The sequence below is a fragment of the Nocardia transvalensis genome (assembly GCF_015477765.1).
GTDB lineage: Bacteria > Actinomycetota > Actinomycetes > Mycobacteriales > Mycobacteriaceae > Nocardia > Nocardia transvalensis_A.
Window position 1 is genome coordinate 446,300 of the sequence record NZ_JADLQQ010000004.1, and the last position, 14,145, is coordinate 460,444.

The 14,145-nt window shown below is 67.0% G+C and carries 12 protein-coding genes; 7 read left to right on the forward strand and 5 right to left on the reverse strand.

What is annotated here, in order from left to right; all coding sequences use genetic code 11:
* Nucleotides 1-735: 735 nt before the first annotated feature.
* Both IU452_RS13805 and IU452_RS13810 read left to right on the forward strand, forming a co-directional pair.
* Nucleotides 736-2,400: a B12-binding domain-containing radical SAM protein gene (locus IU452_RS13805; protein ID WP_195109392.1), complete on the forward strand. Its 1,665-nt coding sequence runs from the start codon at nt 736-738 to the stop codon at nt 2,398-2,400.
* Nucleotides 2,387-3,613: an MFS transporter gene (locus tag IU452_RS13810; RefSeq protein ID WP_324192603.1), complete on the forward strand. Its 1,227-nt coding sequence runs from the start codon at nt 2,387-2,389 to the stop codon at nt 3,611-3,613. The genes IU452_RS13805 and IU452_RS13810 overlap by 14 nt, the downstream gene beginning before the upstream one ends.
* Nucleotides 3,614-3,634: 21 nt before the next feature.
* Here IU452_RS13810 and IU452_RS13815 read toward each other — a convergent pair whose 3' ends face one another.
* From IU452_RS13815 to IU452_RS13830, 4 genes are all read right to left on the reverse strand, one after another.
* Nucleotides 3,635-4,528: an amino acid ABC transporter permease gene (locus IU452_RS13815; RefSeq protein WP_195109394.1), complete on the reverse strand. Its 894-nt coding sequence runs from the start codon at nt 4,526-4,528 to the stop codon at nt 3,635-3,637.
* Nucleotides 4,525-5,151 (reverse strand): amino acid ABC transporter permease, encoded by a 627-nt coding sequence (locus IU452_RS13820; protein ID WP_228817783.1) that lies wholly within the window; start codon nt 5,149-5,151, stop codon nt 4,525-4,527. The genes IU452_RS13815 and IU452_RS13820 overlap by 4 nt, the downstream gene beginning before the upstream one ends.
* Before the next feature lie 104 nt (nt 5,152-5,255).
* Complete coding sequence (locus IU452_RS13825) at nt 5,256-6,083, reverse strand: glutamate ABC transporter substrate-binding protein (protein WP_195109396.1); 828 nt, start codon at nt 6,081-6,083, stop codon at nt 5,256-5,258.
* 44 nt (nt 6,084-6,127) lie between these two features.
* On the reverse strand, nt 6,128-6,856 hold the full coding sequence (locus tag IU452_RS13830) for an amino acid ABC transporter ATP-binding protein (protein ID WP_195109639.1): 729 nt from the start codon (nt 6,854-6,856) through the stop codon (nt 6,128-6,130).
* A 260-nt stretch (nt 6,857-7,116) separates the two neighbouring features.
* Between IU452_RS13830 and miaB the strand changes: the two genes are divergently transcribed.
* Complete coding sequence (miaB, locus tag IU452_RS13835) at nt 7,117-8,676, forward strand: tRNA (N6-isopentenyl adenosine(37)-C2)-methylthiotransferase MiaB (protein WP_195109397.1); 1,560 nt, start codon at nt 7,117-7,119, stop codon at nt 8,674-8,676.
* Between the two features lie 344 nt (nt 8,677-9,020).
* The gene (locus IU452_RS13840; RefSeq protein WP_195109640.1) at nt 9,021-9,602 is read left to right on the forward strand and encodes a hypothetical protein; all 582 of its coding nucleotides are present in this window, start codon (nt 9,021-9,023) and stop codon (nt 9,600-9,602) included.
* A gap of 40 nt (nt 9,603-9,642) precedes the next feature.
* Here the strand turns inward: IU452_RS13840 and IU452_RS13845 are convergent, their stop codons facing one another.
* On the reverse strand, nt 9,643-11,100 hold the full coding sequence (locus IU452_RS13845; RefSeq protein ID WP_195109398.1) for a DUF349 domain-containing protein: 1,458 nt from the start codon (nt 11,098-11,100) through the stop codon (nt 9,643-9,645).
* 378 nt (nt 11,101-11,478) lie between these two features.
* Between IU452_RS13845 and IU452_RS13850 the strand changes: the two genes are divergently transcribed.
* Genes IU452_RS13850 through IU452_RS13860 form a run of 3 tightly spaced genes read left to right on the forward strand, consistent with a single transcriptional unit; the run spans nt 11,479 to nt 14,059 of the window.
* Nucleotides 11,479-12,279: a hypothetical protein gene (locus tag IU452_RS13850; protein ID WP_195109399.1), complete on the forward strand. Its 801-nt coding sequence runs from the start codon at nt 11,479-11,481 to the stop codon at nt 12,277-12,279.
* Entirely contained in the window at nt 12,276-13,214 is a 939-nt protein-coding gene (miaA, locus tag IU452_RS13855) for a tRNA (adenosine(37)-N6)-dimethylallyltransferase MiaA (RefSeq protein WP_195109400.1), read from the forward strand. The genes IU452_RS13850 and miaA overlap by 4 nt, the downstream gene beginning before the upstream one ends.
* Nucleotides 13,211-14,059 carry a TrmH family RNA methyltransferase gene (locus IU452_RS13860; RefSeq protein WP_195109401.1) on the forward strand — a complete coding sequence of 283 codons (849 nt, stop codon included), beginning with the start codon at nt 13,211-13,213 and terminating at the stop codon, nt 14,057-14,059. The genes miaA and IU452_RS13860 overlap by 4 nt, the downstream gene beginning before the upstream one ends.
* Nucleotides 14,060-14,145 lie beyond the last annotated feature (86 nt).

Below are 14,145 nucleotides of genomic sequence, written 5' to 3' on the forward strand. Positions count from 1 at the left end.
ATGTTTGAACTCAGCGCGAGTGTTAGCCGACCCGGCCCACGAAGGCTCGATGAGTGCGGATGGTGCTCTGCTGCGAAGCGCCGATCTGCTGGTCCTGGCGACGATCTCCTGATAGGTGATTATGTAGCCCAGTGTCGAATCCTCAGCGCGGAGATAAGTAGGGCCGGACCGTCTGGTAGGTTGGTTTTCAGGCGTCCTCCACATAGTGGCTGTTTCTGCCAATACCCCTGTAAACCCCTGCCTTGTGATAGCTTCCGTTCAGGACTATCCTTTCTCGATATGGCTGGGTGAGTAGATCGACTGGCCAACGTATCCAAGGAGCTGGCTTCTCCTGCGGCGTCTAGCTGTTATCGGGAATGCCGGCGCAGGGGGAGGTTGAATGAGTCTTATTATCAGGGTGGCAACTGTTCTTGCAGCTGCACGTGGGCCGGCACATATCGGCGAACACCCAAGACTCGGTTGAACGTCGCAGGGGGGTTGTTCAACGACATCATATTGTTTCGGTCTGGAGGAGCTGCAGCATTCCAGCGGAGCGCCGTCATGAGTCCGCGCTGATTCTCGGTCGAGTGTGCTCTGCGGTACGTCTATGGCTACCGGACGATCGAGAGCCGTAACTCGAAATTCTTTCGAGTCGAAGGCGCTTCGTTCACGGTATCAGCTCATGTCGAGTCCGCGGAATTCGGGCTCGGTGGCCTGACGACCACTGATTGTTCAGATCATGAAGAGGAGATCCACGTGCGAATGACACTCGAGCCCGCCGAGGAAAAAGTCGGCGTCGATTCGCGCTACTCGTGGCAACTACCACTACCGGCAACCAACCCGCCACAACGGAAGTTGCGCTCCGTATGGTATGTGGGACTTCCGCTGACCTCGGCGCATCGGGGAGGTCATTCTGGTGGTGGCGCACTGATCGAGGGTGTCGGGGGACAGGACCGCTACCGCAACGAAGGGTCGGTCTATCCCCATGCCGGGCTCATGGAAATTGTCACCTACCATGTCAGATGTTTCCCCGAAGTGCCGTGGCGGTACCTCGATATGAGCCACGTCGGATGGACGGACGTGCAGGCCCAAATCGCGTCGAATCCGCCGGACGTCGCGGCATTCACGGTGTACACCTCTACCGCGCCGTGGGCCTATATCGTGGCGGCCGAGATCAAGCGAGTCAACCCGGGCGCAGTGATCATATTCGGTAATGACCACGCCGGTATCCTGCACAAGGAGGTGCTGTCCGGAAGATACGGCGGCAGCCTGGTCGATTTTGTGAGTACCGGAAACAATGGGCCGTTCACGATGATGGGCCTGCTGTACGCACTGCGCGGTCAACTGGATTTCACCCGTATACCGTCGTTGGCGTACCGGCACAACGGGAATATCGTCAACCAGGCCGCTCCGACCTTCCCGATCAATCGCAGGATTCTGCCGGACTACCGGCTCATTCAGGACCAGTTGGAGCGATACTACGACCGGGCATTCGAGGTCTGGTACGCCCGGCATTACGAGTTGAAACGAATGGTCACCCTGCCGCTGGACGGTGGGTGCACCTGGGGACGCCGGTCAACCCGACGGTGCAAGCACTGCTCGATCCAGGGCCTCACTCCGAAGACCGTGGACGTCCCGTCGGCGGTAGAGGCGCTGGAAACCGTTGTCGGGGAACTGGGTGCGAATGTGTACGCAGCCGGAGATTCGACATTCGGGTTCTCTCGTGATCAGTGGGGCGGCGATATCAGTTACCTCGACGAACTCGCGGAGGCGTGCGCGGCATCGCCGGTACTCAGAGATTACCGGTTCATGCTGGCATACGGATTGGTGTACGAATTCATCCAGTCCGCACCGCTGTGCAAGGGATTCATTCGTACATGGAACGTCGGGCTCGAGGCGTTCGATCCCAAACTGTTGAAAGGCGACTCGAAGGGCATCAATAAGGGCCCCGACCGGGTGCACGAGGCACTGGAGTTGGCCAGGGACCTCGATTACAAGCTGTACGCGTCCGGCATCATGGGGCTACCGGGCACCACGCTGTCACTGTTGCGCACCGAGGTGGACAACTGGCTGGCGCTCGCCGAGACCTATCGAGACCAAATCACCACGATCTCGGTCGCCGCCCCTGGGATCATCCCGGGCTCGCGGATGTACTGGGAGACCTACCAAAGCCATCCGTCGGTACGCGCGTGGCACGGCGAGATGCTGCCGACCCGGCGCCTCACCGAGTTGTATGTGCGGGAGAACACCGAGGTGGAGCTCGCCGATGTGGAGGCGGCGATCACCGAGGTCGGTCGGGGGGTGATCGCGTTGGGCCTGGAACGCGGTGACATGAAGTTCGGTGGCTACATGCTCGGCGGCACCGACGAAGACGAGGCAGCCGAGCGACGACTGCTGGACGGGATCTGTGCCCGGATCTGATCCGGCAACCAAGCTCGCGGTCGGCGGAACCTACACGATCACCGTATTGTGCACGGGATCCAGCATGCCCACCGCGCTGTATGCCGACTACGCCCGCATTTTTCACCTTGTTCCATTCGGGATGACGGCACTGTTCGCCAGCTATGTGGCTGCGGTCGTGCCCACAATGATGTTGTGCGGCAGTCTGTCCGACGCGTGGGGACGGCGGCGCACAGTGCTGTATGGGCTGTGTCTCTCCGCTGCTGGCTCGGTGATGCTCGCGACCGCCGCCGGGCCGCTGCAACTGTTCTTCGGTCGTCTGGTGCAGGGCTCGGCACTCGGCATGAGTACCGGTGCGACGACAGCGGCGTTGGCCGATGGGTTGTCCGACCGGCGCGCCGCCGCACTCGCGGCCGCGGGGATCTCGATCGGTAGTGCGGCTGGGCCGCTGCTGTCCGGCGTGATCGCCGAGCTCGCCCCGGAGCCGCTGAGCTATCCGTTCCTGGTGCATCTGCTGTTGCTCATACCCGCAGGCGTCTGGCTACTGACCCTGCCCCGGCAATCGCAGCGGTTGCCGTGGCGGCCACGCCGTCCGTCCGTCCCCAAGGAGATCCGACGGCCGTTTGCCATGGCCGGATGCACGGTCCTGCTGACGTGGAGCCTGCTCGGATTCTTCTTGTCCCTGGCCCCTTCCATGATGTATGAACTGACCCCGGCCGACAGAACCACGTTCGCGGCAGGGATCGTGACCCTCATGCTGGGGGCTGCCACTCTTGCCGAGTCCCAGTCGGCGCGGCTATCGAAGCGGGTCGCTAAGACCTCTGGGCTCGCCGCGCTGGCGTCTGGCATAAGCATGCTGATGGCTGCGGTGATCACCCGTCAGCCATTGATTGCGTTGATTGCCGCCGTCGTAGTCGGCGTGGGTAAGGGGCTTGCGTTTGCCGCCGCACTGGCCGAAGTGACGGTGATAGCGCCGGTCGAAAAGCGCGGTGAAGTACTGACCACGGTGTACCTGATCGGATATCTGGCACTGGCCGTGCCGGTTCTGTGCATCGGCCTGCTGGCCGGACACATTGGCCTGTTGCCTTCGGTGTTGTGGTTCGGGGCACCGACGACGGTCGGTTGCTTGATACTGCTGTGGCTTACCCTCCGCCGTTCCCCTTCCGTGGCGGCAAATCCCCGCGGTGCCTTCTCACCAGGTCTGGGAGCACCGCCTGACTCGGCAGAGGTGTGACGTCAACCAGAGAAATGCGGATTACTTCGTGGTGGACAGATCCATTCCGGGTGCTGCGTCGATGATCACCGAATCGGCCGCCACGACGGCCCGCCCGCGGCGGCGCGAGCGCAGGCGACGCTCCAACCGTGTGGCGAAAACCGACAGCGCCCAGTTCAAAGCGATCATGATGACCGCGACGACGATGAGTGCGGGGATGGTGTTCTGCATCGCAGCGCCGAGCTGCTGGCCCTGGCGGACGATCTCCCCGTACGTGATCAGATAGCCGAGGGCCGAATCCTTCAGCGCCACAACCATTTGCGAGATGAGGGCGGGCAGCATGGCCGTGATCGCCTGCGGCAGCAGGATCATGCGCATGAGCTGGCCCTTGCGCATGCCCAGCGCGGTCGCGGCCTCGGTCTGCCCGCGCGGCAGCGAACGAATGCCTGCTCGGACGATCTCGGCGATGACCGAGCCGTTGTAGATGGTCAGCGCGATGACCACCGCGGCGAGCGCCAACTGGTCGGACGGGAACACCTGTTCGTCGGCGAAGAAATTGAACAGGAAGATCATCATGATCAGCACCGGGATGGCGCGGGCGAATTCGACGATCGTCCCCGCGACCCACCGCACGCTTGCGTGGTCCGACAGCCGCGCGATGCCGAAGATGATCCCGATCACGAGGGCGAAGACGATCGATAGCACGGCGGCGACCACGGTTCCGCGCAGACCGGGCAGAATATAGGTCTGCCAGACCTGGCTGTCGACGAACGGCTTCCACTTCTCGACCGTGAACTGCCCCTTGCTGTCGAGGCCTCGGTAGACGAACCAGATCGCCGCGGCGACCGCCGCGGCGACGATCACCGAGTAGACGTTGTGCCGCAGCCGCGCCCGGGGGCCCGGCGCGTCGTAGAGGACCGAGGGACCGGAACTCATCGTGCCACCTCGAATCGCTTGGCGAGCCAACCGAATACCAGGCCGGTCGGCAGGGTCAGAATGACGAAGCCCACGGCGAAGATCGCGCCGATCACCAGGATCTGTGCCTCGATTTCGTTCATGTCGTACATCAAATACGCAGCCTCGTGCACGCCGATGGCCGAGGCGATGGTCGAATTCTTCGTCAAGGCGATCAGCACGCTACCCAGCGGGGCGATCACCGAGCGAAACGCCTGCGGCAGAACGATGAGGCGCAGATTCTGCCCGAAGGTCAAGCCCAGCGAGCGGCCCGCCTCTGACTGGCCCACTGCCACGGTGTTGATGCCCGCGCGCAGCGATTCGCAGACGAATGCGCCGGTATAGACGCTCAGGCCGACCAAAGCCCAGCGGAAGGCGTTGTCCGCGAGTTCGTTCGGACCGGTGGCGAGCTGGATGCGTAGCGTGTTCAGCAGGCCGATCGAGCAGAACACCAGGATGAGAGTCAGCGGGGTATTGCGGAAGACGGTCACGTACGCCGCGCCGACCCAGCGTGCCACCGGCACCGGCGACACCCGCATAGCGGCGACGACAGTGCCGAGCACCAGCGCTCCGACCGCCGACAGGGCGGTCAGTTTGATGGTCATCCAGAACGCGTCGAGCAGTTGGGAGTCGTATCTGGAGATCAGGTCGAACACGGCGGACGTGCTCCTTGCAGTGTGTCAGGGATGATTCGAGTCGAACGACGGGATCAGTACCGGTCCACCGTCGGCGGCTGCGGCACCGCGAATCCGGTTCCGGCCGTATTCTTCTCCAGCGCGGTCTTCCAGCTGCCGTCGCTGATCATGGCCTCGATCGCATCGTTGATCTTGTCGCGGGACTCCTTGTCGCCCTTCTTGACTCCGATGCCGTACTTCTCGGTGGCGAAGGGCTTGTTGACCAGCTTGAGCTGACCGGGAGACTGCGCGGCATATCCAGCGAGGATGATGTTGTCGGTGGTCACGGCGTCCATGGAGCCCGCCTTCAGCGCCTCGACACACAGCGCGTACGTGTCGTAGGTCTGCAGCTGAGCCTCTTTGTAGTTCTTCTCGATGTTTTGTGCGGGGGTGGAATTCTTCACCGAGCACACCTTCTTGCCCTTGATCGTGTCCGGGCCGGTGATGTCGGTGTTGTCGGCCCGCACCAGCAGATCCTGACCGGCAATGAAGTAGGGCCCCGCGAAGTCGACCTTCTCCTTGCGCTGGTCGGTGATCGAGTAGGTGCCGACGATGTAGTCGACCTGGCCGTTCTGGATCAGCGTCTCGCGCTGGGGTGTGGGGGCTTCCTTCCACTGGATGTTCTCCGGCTTGACGCCCAGCTTGCCCGCGACATATGTGGCGACGTCGACGTCGAAACCGGAGAACGAGCCGTCCTTGTTGCGCAGGCCCAGGCCGGGCTGGTCGTACTTGATGCCGACGGTCAGCTTGCCGTCGGCGGCGTGCTGGGCGGCCGACTTCGAGTCGCCGCCGCCGCAGCCGGTCGCAACGACCGCTATGGCCAGGGCGCCGATGCCGAATCGCAGTGCACGGGTGATCCTCATCGAATTCCTTCTCTCTCGTGAGGTGTGGACCTGATTGTGGTCGGTCAGTGACTCAAGATCTTGCCCAGGAAATCCTTGGCGCGCTCGGATTTCGGGGCAGTGAAGAAGGTTTCGGGATCGGTGTCCTCGACGATCTCACCGTCGGCCATGAACAACACCCGGTTACCGGCGCGGCGGGCGAAACCCATCTCATGGGTGACCACCAGCATGGTCATACCGTCCTTGGCCAGCTGCACCATCACCTCGAGCACCTCGCTGACCATCTCCGGGTCCAGCGCCGAGGTGGGCTCGTCGAACAGCATCACCTTCGGGTTCATGGCCAGCGCCCGCGCGATGGCGACGCGCTGCTGCTGACCGCCGGACAGCTGCGCCGGATACTTGTCGGCCTGATCGGCGATGCCGACCCGCTGCAGCAGCTGCATCGCCTTCTCGCGCGCACTCGTCTTGTCCATGCGGCGCACCTTCACCGGCGCCAGCATCACGTTCTCCAGGATCGTCTTGTGCGCGAACAGGTTGAACTGCTGGAAGACCATGCCCACGTCGGCGCGCAGCCGGGCCAGCGCCCGTCCCTCGGCCGGTAGCTCCACACCATCGATGGCGATATCACCGGAATCGATCGGCTCGAGGCGGTTGATGGTGCGGCACAGCGTGGACTTACCGGAACCGGAGGGTCCCACCACGATCACCACCTGGCCCCTGGGCACCTCGAGATTGATGTGCTGTAGGACGTGCAGATCCCCGAAGTGCTTGTCCACGTTGCGCATCGAGATCATCGGCGGCGCGGTGGCGGCGGGGGTGGAGCCGGATTCGACGGCGCTGGTGTCGGTGGCAGTGCCGGGTGTTGCTTCGGCAGCGTCGGTCATGGCTCGACCTTAGGGTGAAAATGCTGGAAATGCGCAATTTTGCGAAACGCGTCGGAACCGCTCCGGTCACGATTAACCGAAGCTTGACATTGGTGATCGGTATCACGCCCGCTCAGGGGCCCGGCGGGCGGGGTGGGGGAGGGGATCGGGCGAGCGGATACCCTGGACGGGTGAATTCCCAGGCCGGTTCCGAACAGGTGCGCACCTACGAGGTGCGGACCTACGGCTGTCAGATGAACGTGCACGACTCCGAACGGCTGTCGGGCCTGCTCGAGGACGCCGGATACGTCCGGGCCACGCCCGGCGCGACGGCCGATCTGGTCGTGTTCAACACCTGCGCGGTGCGCGAGAACGCCGACAACAAGCTGTACGGCACGCTCGGTCACCTGGCCCCGATCAAGGCGGAGCGGCCGGGTATGCAGATCGCGGTGGGCGGGTGCCTGGCGCAGAAGGACCGCGACACCGTGGTGCGCAAGGCGCCCTGGGTGGACGTCGTGTTCGGCACGCACAACATCGGGTCGCTGCCCGTGCTGCTGGAACGCGCCCGGCACAACCGCGAGGCGCAGGTCGAGATCCTCGAATCGCTCGAGGCGTTTCCGTCGACGCTGCCGGCCAAGCGGGAATCCGCCTATGCCGGATGGGTGTCGATCTCGGTGGGCTGCAACAACACCTGCACCTTCTGTATCGTCCCGTCGCTGCGTGGCAAGGAGGTCGACCGCCGCCCCGGCGATGTGCTGGCCGAGGTGCAGGCGCTGGTCGACCAGGGCGTCCTGGAGGTGACGCTGCTCGGGCAGAACGTCAACTCCTACGGCGTGAACTTCGCCGATCCGGCCGCTGTGCCGAATGGGCGCTCCGCAAGCTCCGCGCCTGGCCGTGATCGCAGCGCCTTCGCGCGGCTGCTGCGGGCCTGCGGGTCGATCGAGGGGCTGGAACGGGTCCGGTTCACCTCGCCGCATCCGGCCGAATTCACCGACGACGTCATCGAGGCGATGGCCGAGACGCCGAACGTGTGCCCGCAGCTGCACATGCCGCTGCAGTCCGGCTCCGACCGTGTCCTCAAGGCCATGCGGCGCTCTTACCGCAAGGCCCGCTTCCTGAACATCATCGAGAAGGTGCGGGCGGCGATGCCGCACGCGGCCATCACGACCGACATCATCGTCGGCTTCCCGGGCGAGACCGAGGAGGACTTCCTCGAGACCCTGGACGTGGTGCGCCAGGCGCGGTTCACCAGCGCCTTCACCTTCCAGTACTCGATTCGCCCCGGCACCCCGGCGGCGACCATGGCCGATCAGGTGCCCAAGCAGGTCGTGCAGGAGCGCTACGACCGGCTGATCGCCCTGCAGGAGCAGATCTCGCTGGAGAGCAATCAGGCCCTGATCGGCACCGAGGTCGAACTGCTGGTCGCCGAGGGCGCGGGCAAGAAGAACGCGGCGACCGCGCGGATGAGCGGCCGTGCTCGCGATGGTCGCCTCGTGCACTTCCGGCCGGCCGCGGATCAGGCGATCCGGCCCGGCGATATCGTCACCGTCGCCATCACCGACGCCGCTCCGCACCATCTGATCGCCGACGCCCCGATCCGCAGCCACCGCCGCACCCGCGCGGGCGACTCCCACGAGCGCGGCATCACGCCGAAGACCGCGCCGATCGGCGTGGGCCTCGGAATCCCCCGCATCGGCGCCCCGGAGCCGGAACCGGTGGCCGCCGGATGCGCGTCGGGCTGCGGCGCATGAGAGGTGAGCCCGTGGCCGGTGGCATGCCGGAACGACGGGGGAGTACCGTGCCGCAGAGATGCGGGCGGCGTCGTCCGGCCCGTATGAAAAATCCGGCAGCACAACCCGATACGGCACTGAAGCGGTGGTGACTCGTGGCTGATCGCGGCGAAGACGAAGTGCGGCGCGACGATGGCGTGCCCGCCGAGGGCGCGTCCGGTGCGGGCGCGGAGCGCGGGGACGCCGAGCAGGTCGCGCCCGACGGGGGCGGTCAGCCGACCGAAAGCGCGGGCTCGCACGGTAAATCGGGCGCGCCCGGTGCCGAGCCCGCAGATCAGGACGCACCCGAGCCGAACGAGGAGACGATGAATCCGGCCGAGACCAAGACCTTCGAGGAGTACCGCGACGACCTCGAGGCCGTCGAGCGCAAAATCGCCGGGGAGATCGATCCGGGCTACCGGGCGATGGTGGTGGCGAGCGCGGTGTTCGTGCTGCTGCTGTCGCTGGTGCTGCCGCATGCCGGGGATGCGCGCGGGCTGGATGTGATCCTGTACGACAGCACGGCGCGCGCCGAGCACATCGGGCTGCCGTCGCGGGTGTTCGAGTGGTTCGTGGTGCTCTTCGGGATCGGCTTCTCGTCGCTGGCGCTGGTGACCCGCCGCTGGGCGCTGGCGTGGATCGCGGTGGCCGGGTCCGCGGTCGGCAGCGTCTTCGGTGTGCTGTCGATCTGGCATCGCCAGACCCCGGGCCTCGGCGATTATCGCGGCGCCGGACCGGCCGTCGGCCTGATCCTGGCCACCCTCGCGATCATCGTGCTGACCTTCCACTGGATCAAGGTCGTGTGGAGCCGCACCGCGGTGCACCTGGAAGCCGAGGAGCAGCGCCGCATCGCCGCCGCCGAGGAAGAGGAGAAGCACCGCCGCTGGCTGCGGGGTGAGGACAAGTAGGTCCCGGCGAAGGACACGCCGGGATCCGAGGGGCCCTGGACTATCGCTGGCTGACGGCGCCCTCGGCGGCCTCGGCCCATTCGCGCCACTGTTTGGCCTGTTCGAGGGCCTTTTCGGCGTCGCGGGTGCGGCCTGCGGCCTGGGCCTTGGCGGCCTGCTCCTCGAATTGGGCTACGCGCTCGCGGAATTGGGCGGCGCGGGCCATGGCCTCCGGGTCGGTGCGGCGCCATTGGGCGTCGACCGCCTCGCGGACGCGCTTTTCGATGGTGCGCAGGCGGCCCTCGAGCTCCTGGATGCGCTCGCGCGGCACCTTGCCGACGGCATCCCACTTCTCCTGCAGCTCACGCAGAGTCGCGCGCGCGGCGTCGAGGTCGGAGCCGGGATCGATACGGTCCTCGTAGGCGCGTAGCAGCTCCTCCTTGGCCGCGGCGTTCTGCTCGAATTCGGCGTCGCGTTCGGACGCCGCGGCGTTGCGGGCGGCGAAGAACACGTCCTGGGCGCTCTTGAACCGCCGCCACAGCTGTTCGTCGGCCTCGCGCGGGGCGCGCCCGGCCGCCTTCCACTCGGCCAGCATGTCGCGGAAGATCGCCGCGGTGCCGACCCAGTCGGTGGAACCCGACAGCTCCTCGGCGCGCACGCACAGCTCTTCCTTGCGCGCCTTGGCCGCGGCCCGCTCCCGGTCCAGTTCGGCGAAATGCGCACCACGCCTGCGGTTGAACGATTCACGGGCCTTGGAGAACCGCCGCCACAGCGCATCGTCGACCTTGCGGTCCACCCCGCGGATGGTCTTCCACTCGTCGAGGATCTCGCGCAGCCGGTCACCGGCGGCCTTCCACTGCGTGGATTCCGCCGCGATCTGCTCGGCCTCCGCGCACAGCGCCTCTTTGCGCTCGGTCTGCTCGTGGCGGGTGCGCTCCTTCTCCTCCCGCGCGTGGGCGGCGGCCTCATCGGAATGTTCGATGATCGCCTGCAGGCGCCGGGACAGGCCGTCGATATCGCCGATGACCGCCGCGGTCGGCAGCGATTCGGCCAGCGCTACGGCGGCGGCCTTGGTCTTGCGGGCATCGGTGCCTGCGGCCAGCCGCGCCTCGAGCAGCGCCACCTCGGTGGCCAGATCGTCGAAGCGCCGGCCGAAGTGCGCCAGGCCCTCCGCGGCGTCCCCGGCCTGCCAGGATCCGACAACGCGTTCGCCCTCGGCGGTCTTGACCCAGGCGGTGCCGTCCTCGTCGACCCGGCCCCACTTGCTGGGATCGCTCACCGTCGGCACGACCACCGGATGCGGATGATCGGCCGGGCCGGGAGCGGGTTTGATCGCATGCGGCTTGGGGGATTCGGGTTTACGGCCGCCCGGTTTCGGGGTACCGGAGGTACGCGGCGTGTTGCCGGGATGGTTGGCGGCATCGGCGGGCGTGGGTCGTGTCGCGGCGGAGTTGCTGGACCGCTGCGCCGTGCCGGTGTCCGGTTGGGTGGCCTTCTCGGTTCCGCTGTTGTCGGTCATCGCTCCTCGTCCCTGCCGCGCGTCACGGCTGCCTGGTTACGCCCTAGCTCATCCCATTCAACCAGCCAAGGGACAGATTTGCCGTGTCTTGTTGCCGGTGGCGCTGCGGTGACGGTAGCTGCGGGTGTGAATGCGGTGGCCAGGAGCCGGTCCGCAATACCGGCCCGGCGGCGCCGTAGGTGGGATGAACGGCCGGATCCCCGCCGGCGGCGGGCCGAGTCGTCACCTGCGGAAACTGATCGCTTGACCATGACAGCTCTGTTGATGTCCAGATGTTTGCTGGGGTGGTAGGTGGGGGAATGGGGAGGACAATGTGGGCGAACCGGCCCACTGCCTGCGCGTGTTGTCGAACGCGGGCAGGCGGTTACGGTTGACTGCGTGTTCCGTGTTGCCGTGCTGATACCGTCGCCGCCTGTTCTGGTGCCCGAACTGTGCGGCGGATCCCCGCTGGCGGATCCGGCGCATCGGGCGGCGCAGGTGCCGGTGGTGCGGGAGGAGGTGCTGGCGGCCGGTCGGATATTGGCGGAACAGGCGTCGCAGTGGACCGTCGTCGGCGTGGGCGAGCGGGCCCAGGCGCTCGGCCCGGACGCGGTCGGCACGTTCCGGGGGTACGGGGCAGATCTCCAGGTGGCGCTGTCGGCGGCGGCGCTGGCGGGTGGGTCGGCCGATCCGAGCCTGCCGCTGGCCGTGCTGACCGGCCCGTCCGCGGACCCGCGGCTGCCGTTGGCGGCGTTGATCGGGGGCTGGCTGCGCGGGCAGGTGGCACCGGAGGCGGTGGCCGATGCGCGCATCGTCGAATCGGACGCACCCGCGGACCACTGCCTGGAGGTGGGCGCCACGCTGCGCGGCGAGCTGGATGCCCGCGCCGAGGACTGCGGGGTGCTCGTGGTCGCCGACGGCGCGGCCACCCTGTCGACCGCCGCGCCCGGCTATCTGGATCTGCGCGCGGGCGAGCTGCAGGAGCGCATCGACCGTGCCCTGACGGCGGGCGACCGGGACGAGATCGCGCGGCTGGACGCCGGGCTGTGCGCCGAACTGGACGTCTCGGGCCGCGCCGCCTACCAGGTGCTGGCCGGACTGTTCGGCGATGCCGCCCCGACGGTCGAGACTCGATACCAGGCAGCGCCTTTCGGCGTCGGCTACCAGGTGAGCGTGTGGCATCCGGGAGGCGGGGCGTGAGTACCCCCATCGCGGTGATCGGACCGACCGCCACCGGAAAGTCCGATCTGGCACTGGAGTTGGCCCAGCGGCTGGACGGCGAGATCGTCAACATCGACGCCATGCAGCTGTACCGGGGCATGGATATCGGCACCGCGAAGCTGCCGGTCGGCGAGCGCCGCGGCATCCCGCATCATCAGCTCGACGTCCTCGAGGTCACCGAAACCGCCACCGTCGCCGCCTATCAGGTCGCCGCGTCCGCCGATGTGGAGGCGATCATGGCGCGCGGGCGCACCCCGATCATCGTGGGCGGCTCGATGATGTATGTGCAAGCGCTGCTGGACAATTGGGACTTCCCCGCCACCGACCCGCAGGTCCGGGCGAAATGGGAGGCACTGCTGGCCGACGGCGGTGTGGCGGCCGTACACGCCGCGCTGCGCGCCGCCGATCCGGTCGCGGCCGACACGATTCTGCCCACCGACGGCCGCCGCATGGTGCGCGCGCTCGAGGTCGTCGAGCTCACCGGGCAGCCGTTCGCGGCGTCGCAGCCGCGGATCGGTGAACCACGCTGGGGCACGCTCATTCTCGGCGTCGACCGCGACACCGCCGAACTCGATGCCCGCATCCAGGCCCGGACCGCGAAGATGTTCGCCGACGGCCTGGTCGACGAGGTGCGTGGACTGCTCGAGCGCGGCCTGCGCGAAGGCCAGACCGCCCGGCGCGCCATCGGTTATGCACAAGTCCTTGCGTACCTGGACAACGAATACGACCTGAAGCATGCGCAGGAACGCACCCTCATCGGCACCCGGCGCTATGTCCGGCGACAGCGGTCGTGGTTCCGCCGCGACCCGCGGGTGCGGTGGGTGGACGGCGCCGATCCGCGGCTGGTGGAGGCGGCGCTGACGCTGGTGGGTTCCCGGGCATCCCGCGACGATCAGGAACGAGTTCGGCAGTGACCACCCGCAACGCCGCCGTCGGCGCATGGCAGGCGTATCTCACCAATCGCGCCAAGCGCCATCGCGACGGCCGCTTCCTCGTCCACGGCCGCGATGCCATCGGTGCGGCCGTCGCCCACGACTGGCCGCTGGAGACCCTGCTCTATCGGCTGGGCACACCCGAACTACCGGCGTGGGCGCGCGAACTGCTCCAGGCCAGCGGCGCGCCGAGCATGGGGCTCGTGCCGGAACTGATGGCCGAACTCGCCGAACCGGCCACCGGCACACCGGAACTGGTGGCGGTGGCGAAAACGCGGCAACCGCGCCTGGACGGCTTCGCGCCCGGAACTCCCGGGGATCGCGAGTCGCCGGTGGTCGTGGTGATCGAGCGGCCCGGGTCGGCGCTGCGGCTGGGCAGCGTGATCCGCACGGCGGATGCGTTCGGGGCCGCGGCGGTCGTGGTGAGCGGTACCGGCGCCGATCACTACGACCCGCAGTGCGTGCGCGCCTCGGGCGGTTCGCTGTTCGCGCTGCCGGTGTTCCGGGTGCCCGGCGCCGGGCCGGTGCACGACTTCTGCGACCGGCAGGCCGGGCGCGACATCCCCACCTGGATCGTCGGTATCGTGACCGGTCGCGAGGCCCGCGCGACGCGGGCGGTGTACGAGCAGGATTTCACGGATGCGACGATCGTGGTGATCGGCGACGACGCCGAAGACCTGGGCCCGGCGTGGCGGGACGGCTGCGACGAGCTGGTCTCGATCCCGGTCGCGGGTGCCGTGGCGGCCCCATGCGCGGCCTCGATCGCCTTGTACGAAATCTTCCGGCAGCGCCGGATCGGGTTCGCGGCCGGCTCGGGCCTGGACTGACGGAGCGGGGGAGCGTAGGAGGGAAGGGCCGAGCCATCGGGGCCGCGAACCGTGGCGCCGAAGGCGACACAATTCAACACAGCGGT

What these genes read in the sequence shown, in the direction of transcription:
- IU452_RS13815 (WP_195109394.1), bottom strand. Translation starts at nt 4,528, where the DNA reads ATGAGTTCCGGTCCCTCGGTCCTCTACGACGCGCCGGGCCCCCGGGCG.
- IU452_RS13820 (WP_228817783.1), bottom strand. Translation starts at nt 5,151, where the DNA reads ATGACCATCAAACTGACCGCCCTGTCGGCGGTCGGAGCGCTGGTGCTC.
- IU452_RS13825 (WP_195109396.1), bottom strand. Translation starts at nt 6,083, where the DNA reads ATGAGGATCACCCGTGCACTGCGATTCGGCATCGGCGCCCTGGCCATA.
- IU452_RS13830 (WP_195109639.1), bottom strand. Translation starts at nt 6,856, where the DNA reads ATGATCTCGATGCGCAACGTGGACAAGCACTTCGGGGATCTGCACGTC.
- IU452_RS13840 (WP_195109640.1), top strand. Translation starts at nt 9,021, where the DNA reads ATGAATCCGGCCGAGACCAAGACCTTCGAGGAGTACCGCGACGACCTC.
- IU452_RS13845 (WP_195109398.1), bottom strand. Translation starts at nt 11,100, where the DNA reads ATGACCGACAACAGCGGAACCGAGAAGGCCACCCAACCGGACACCGGC.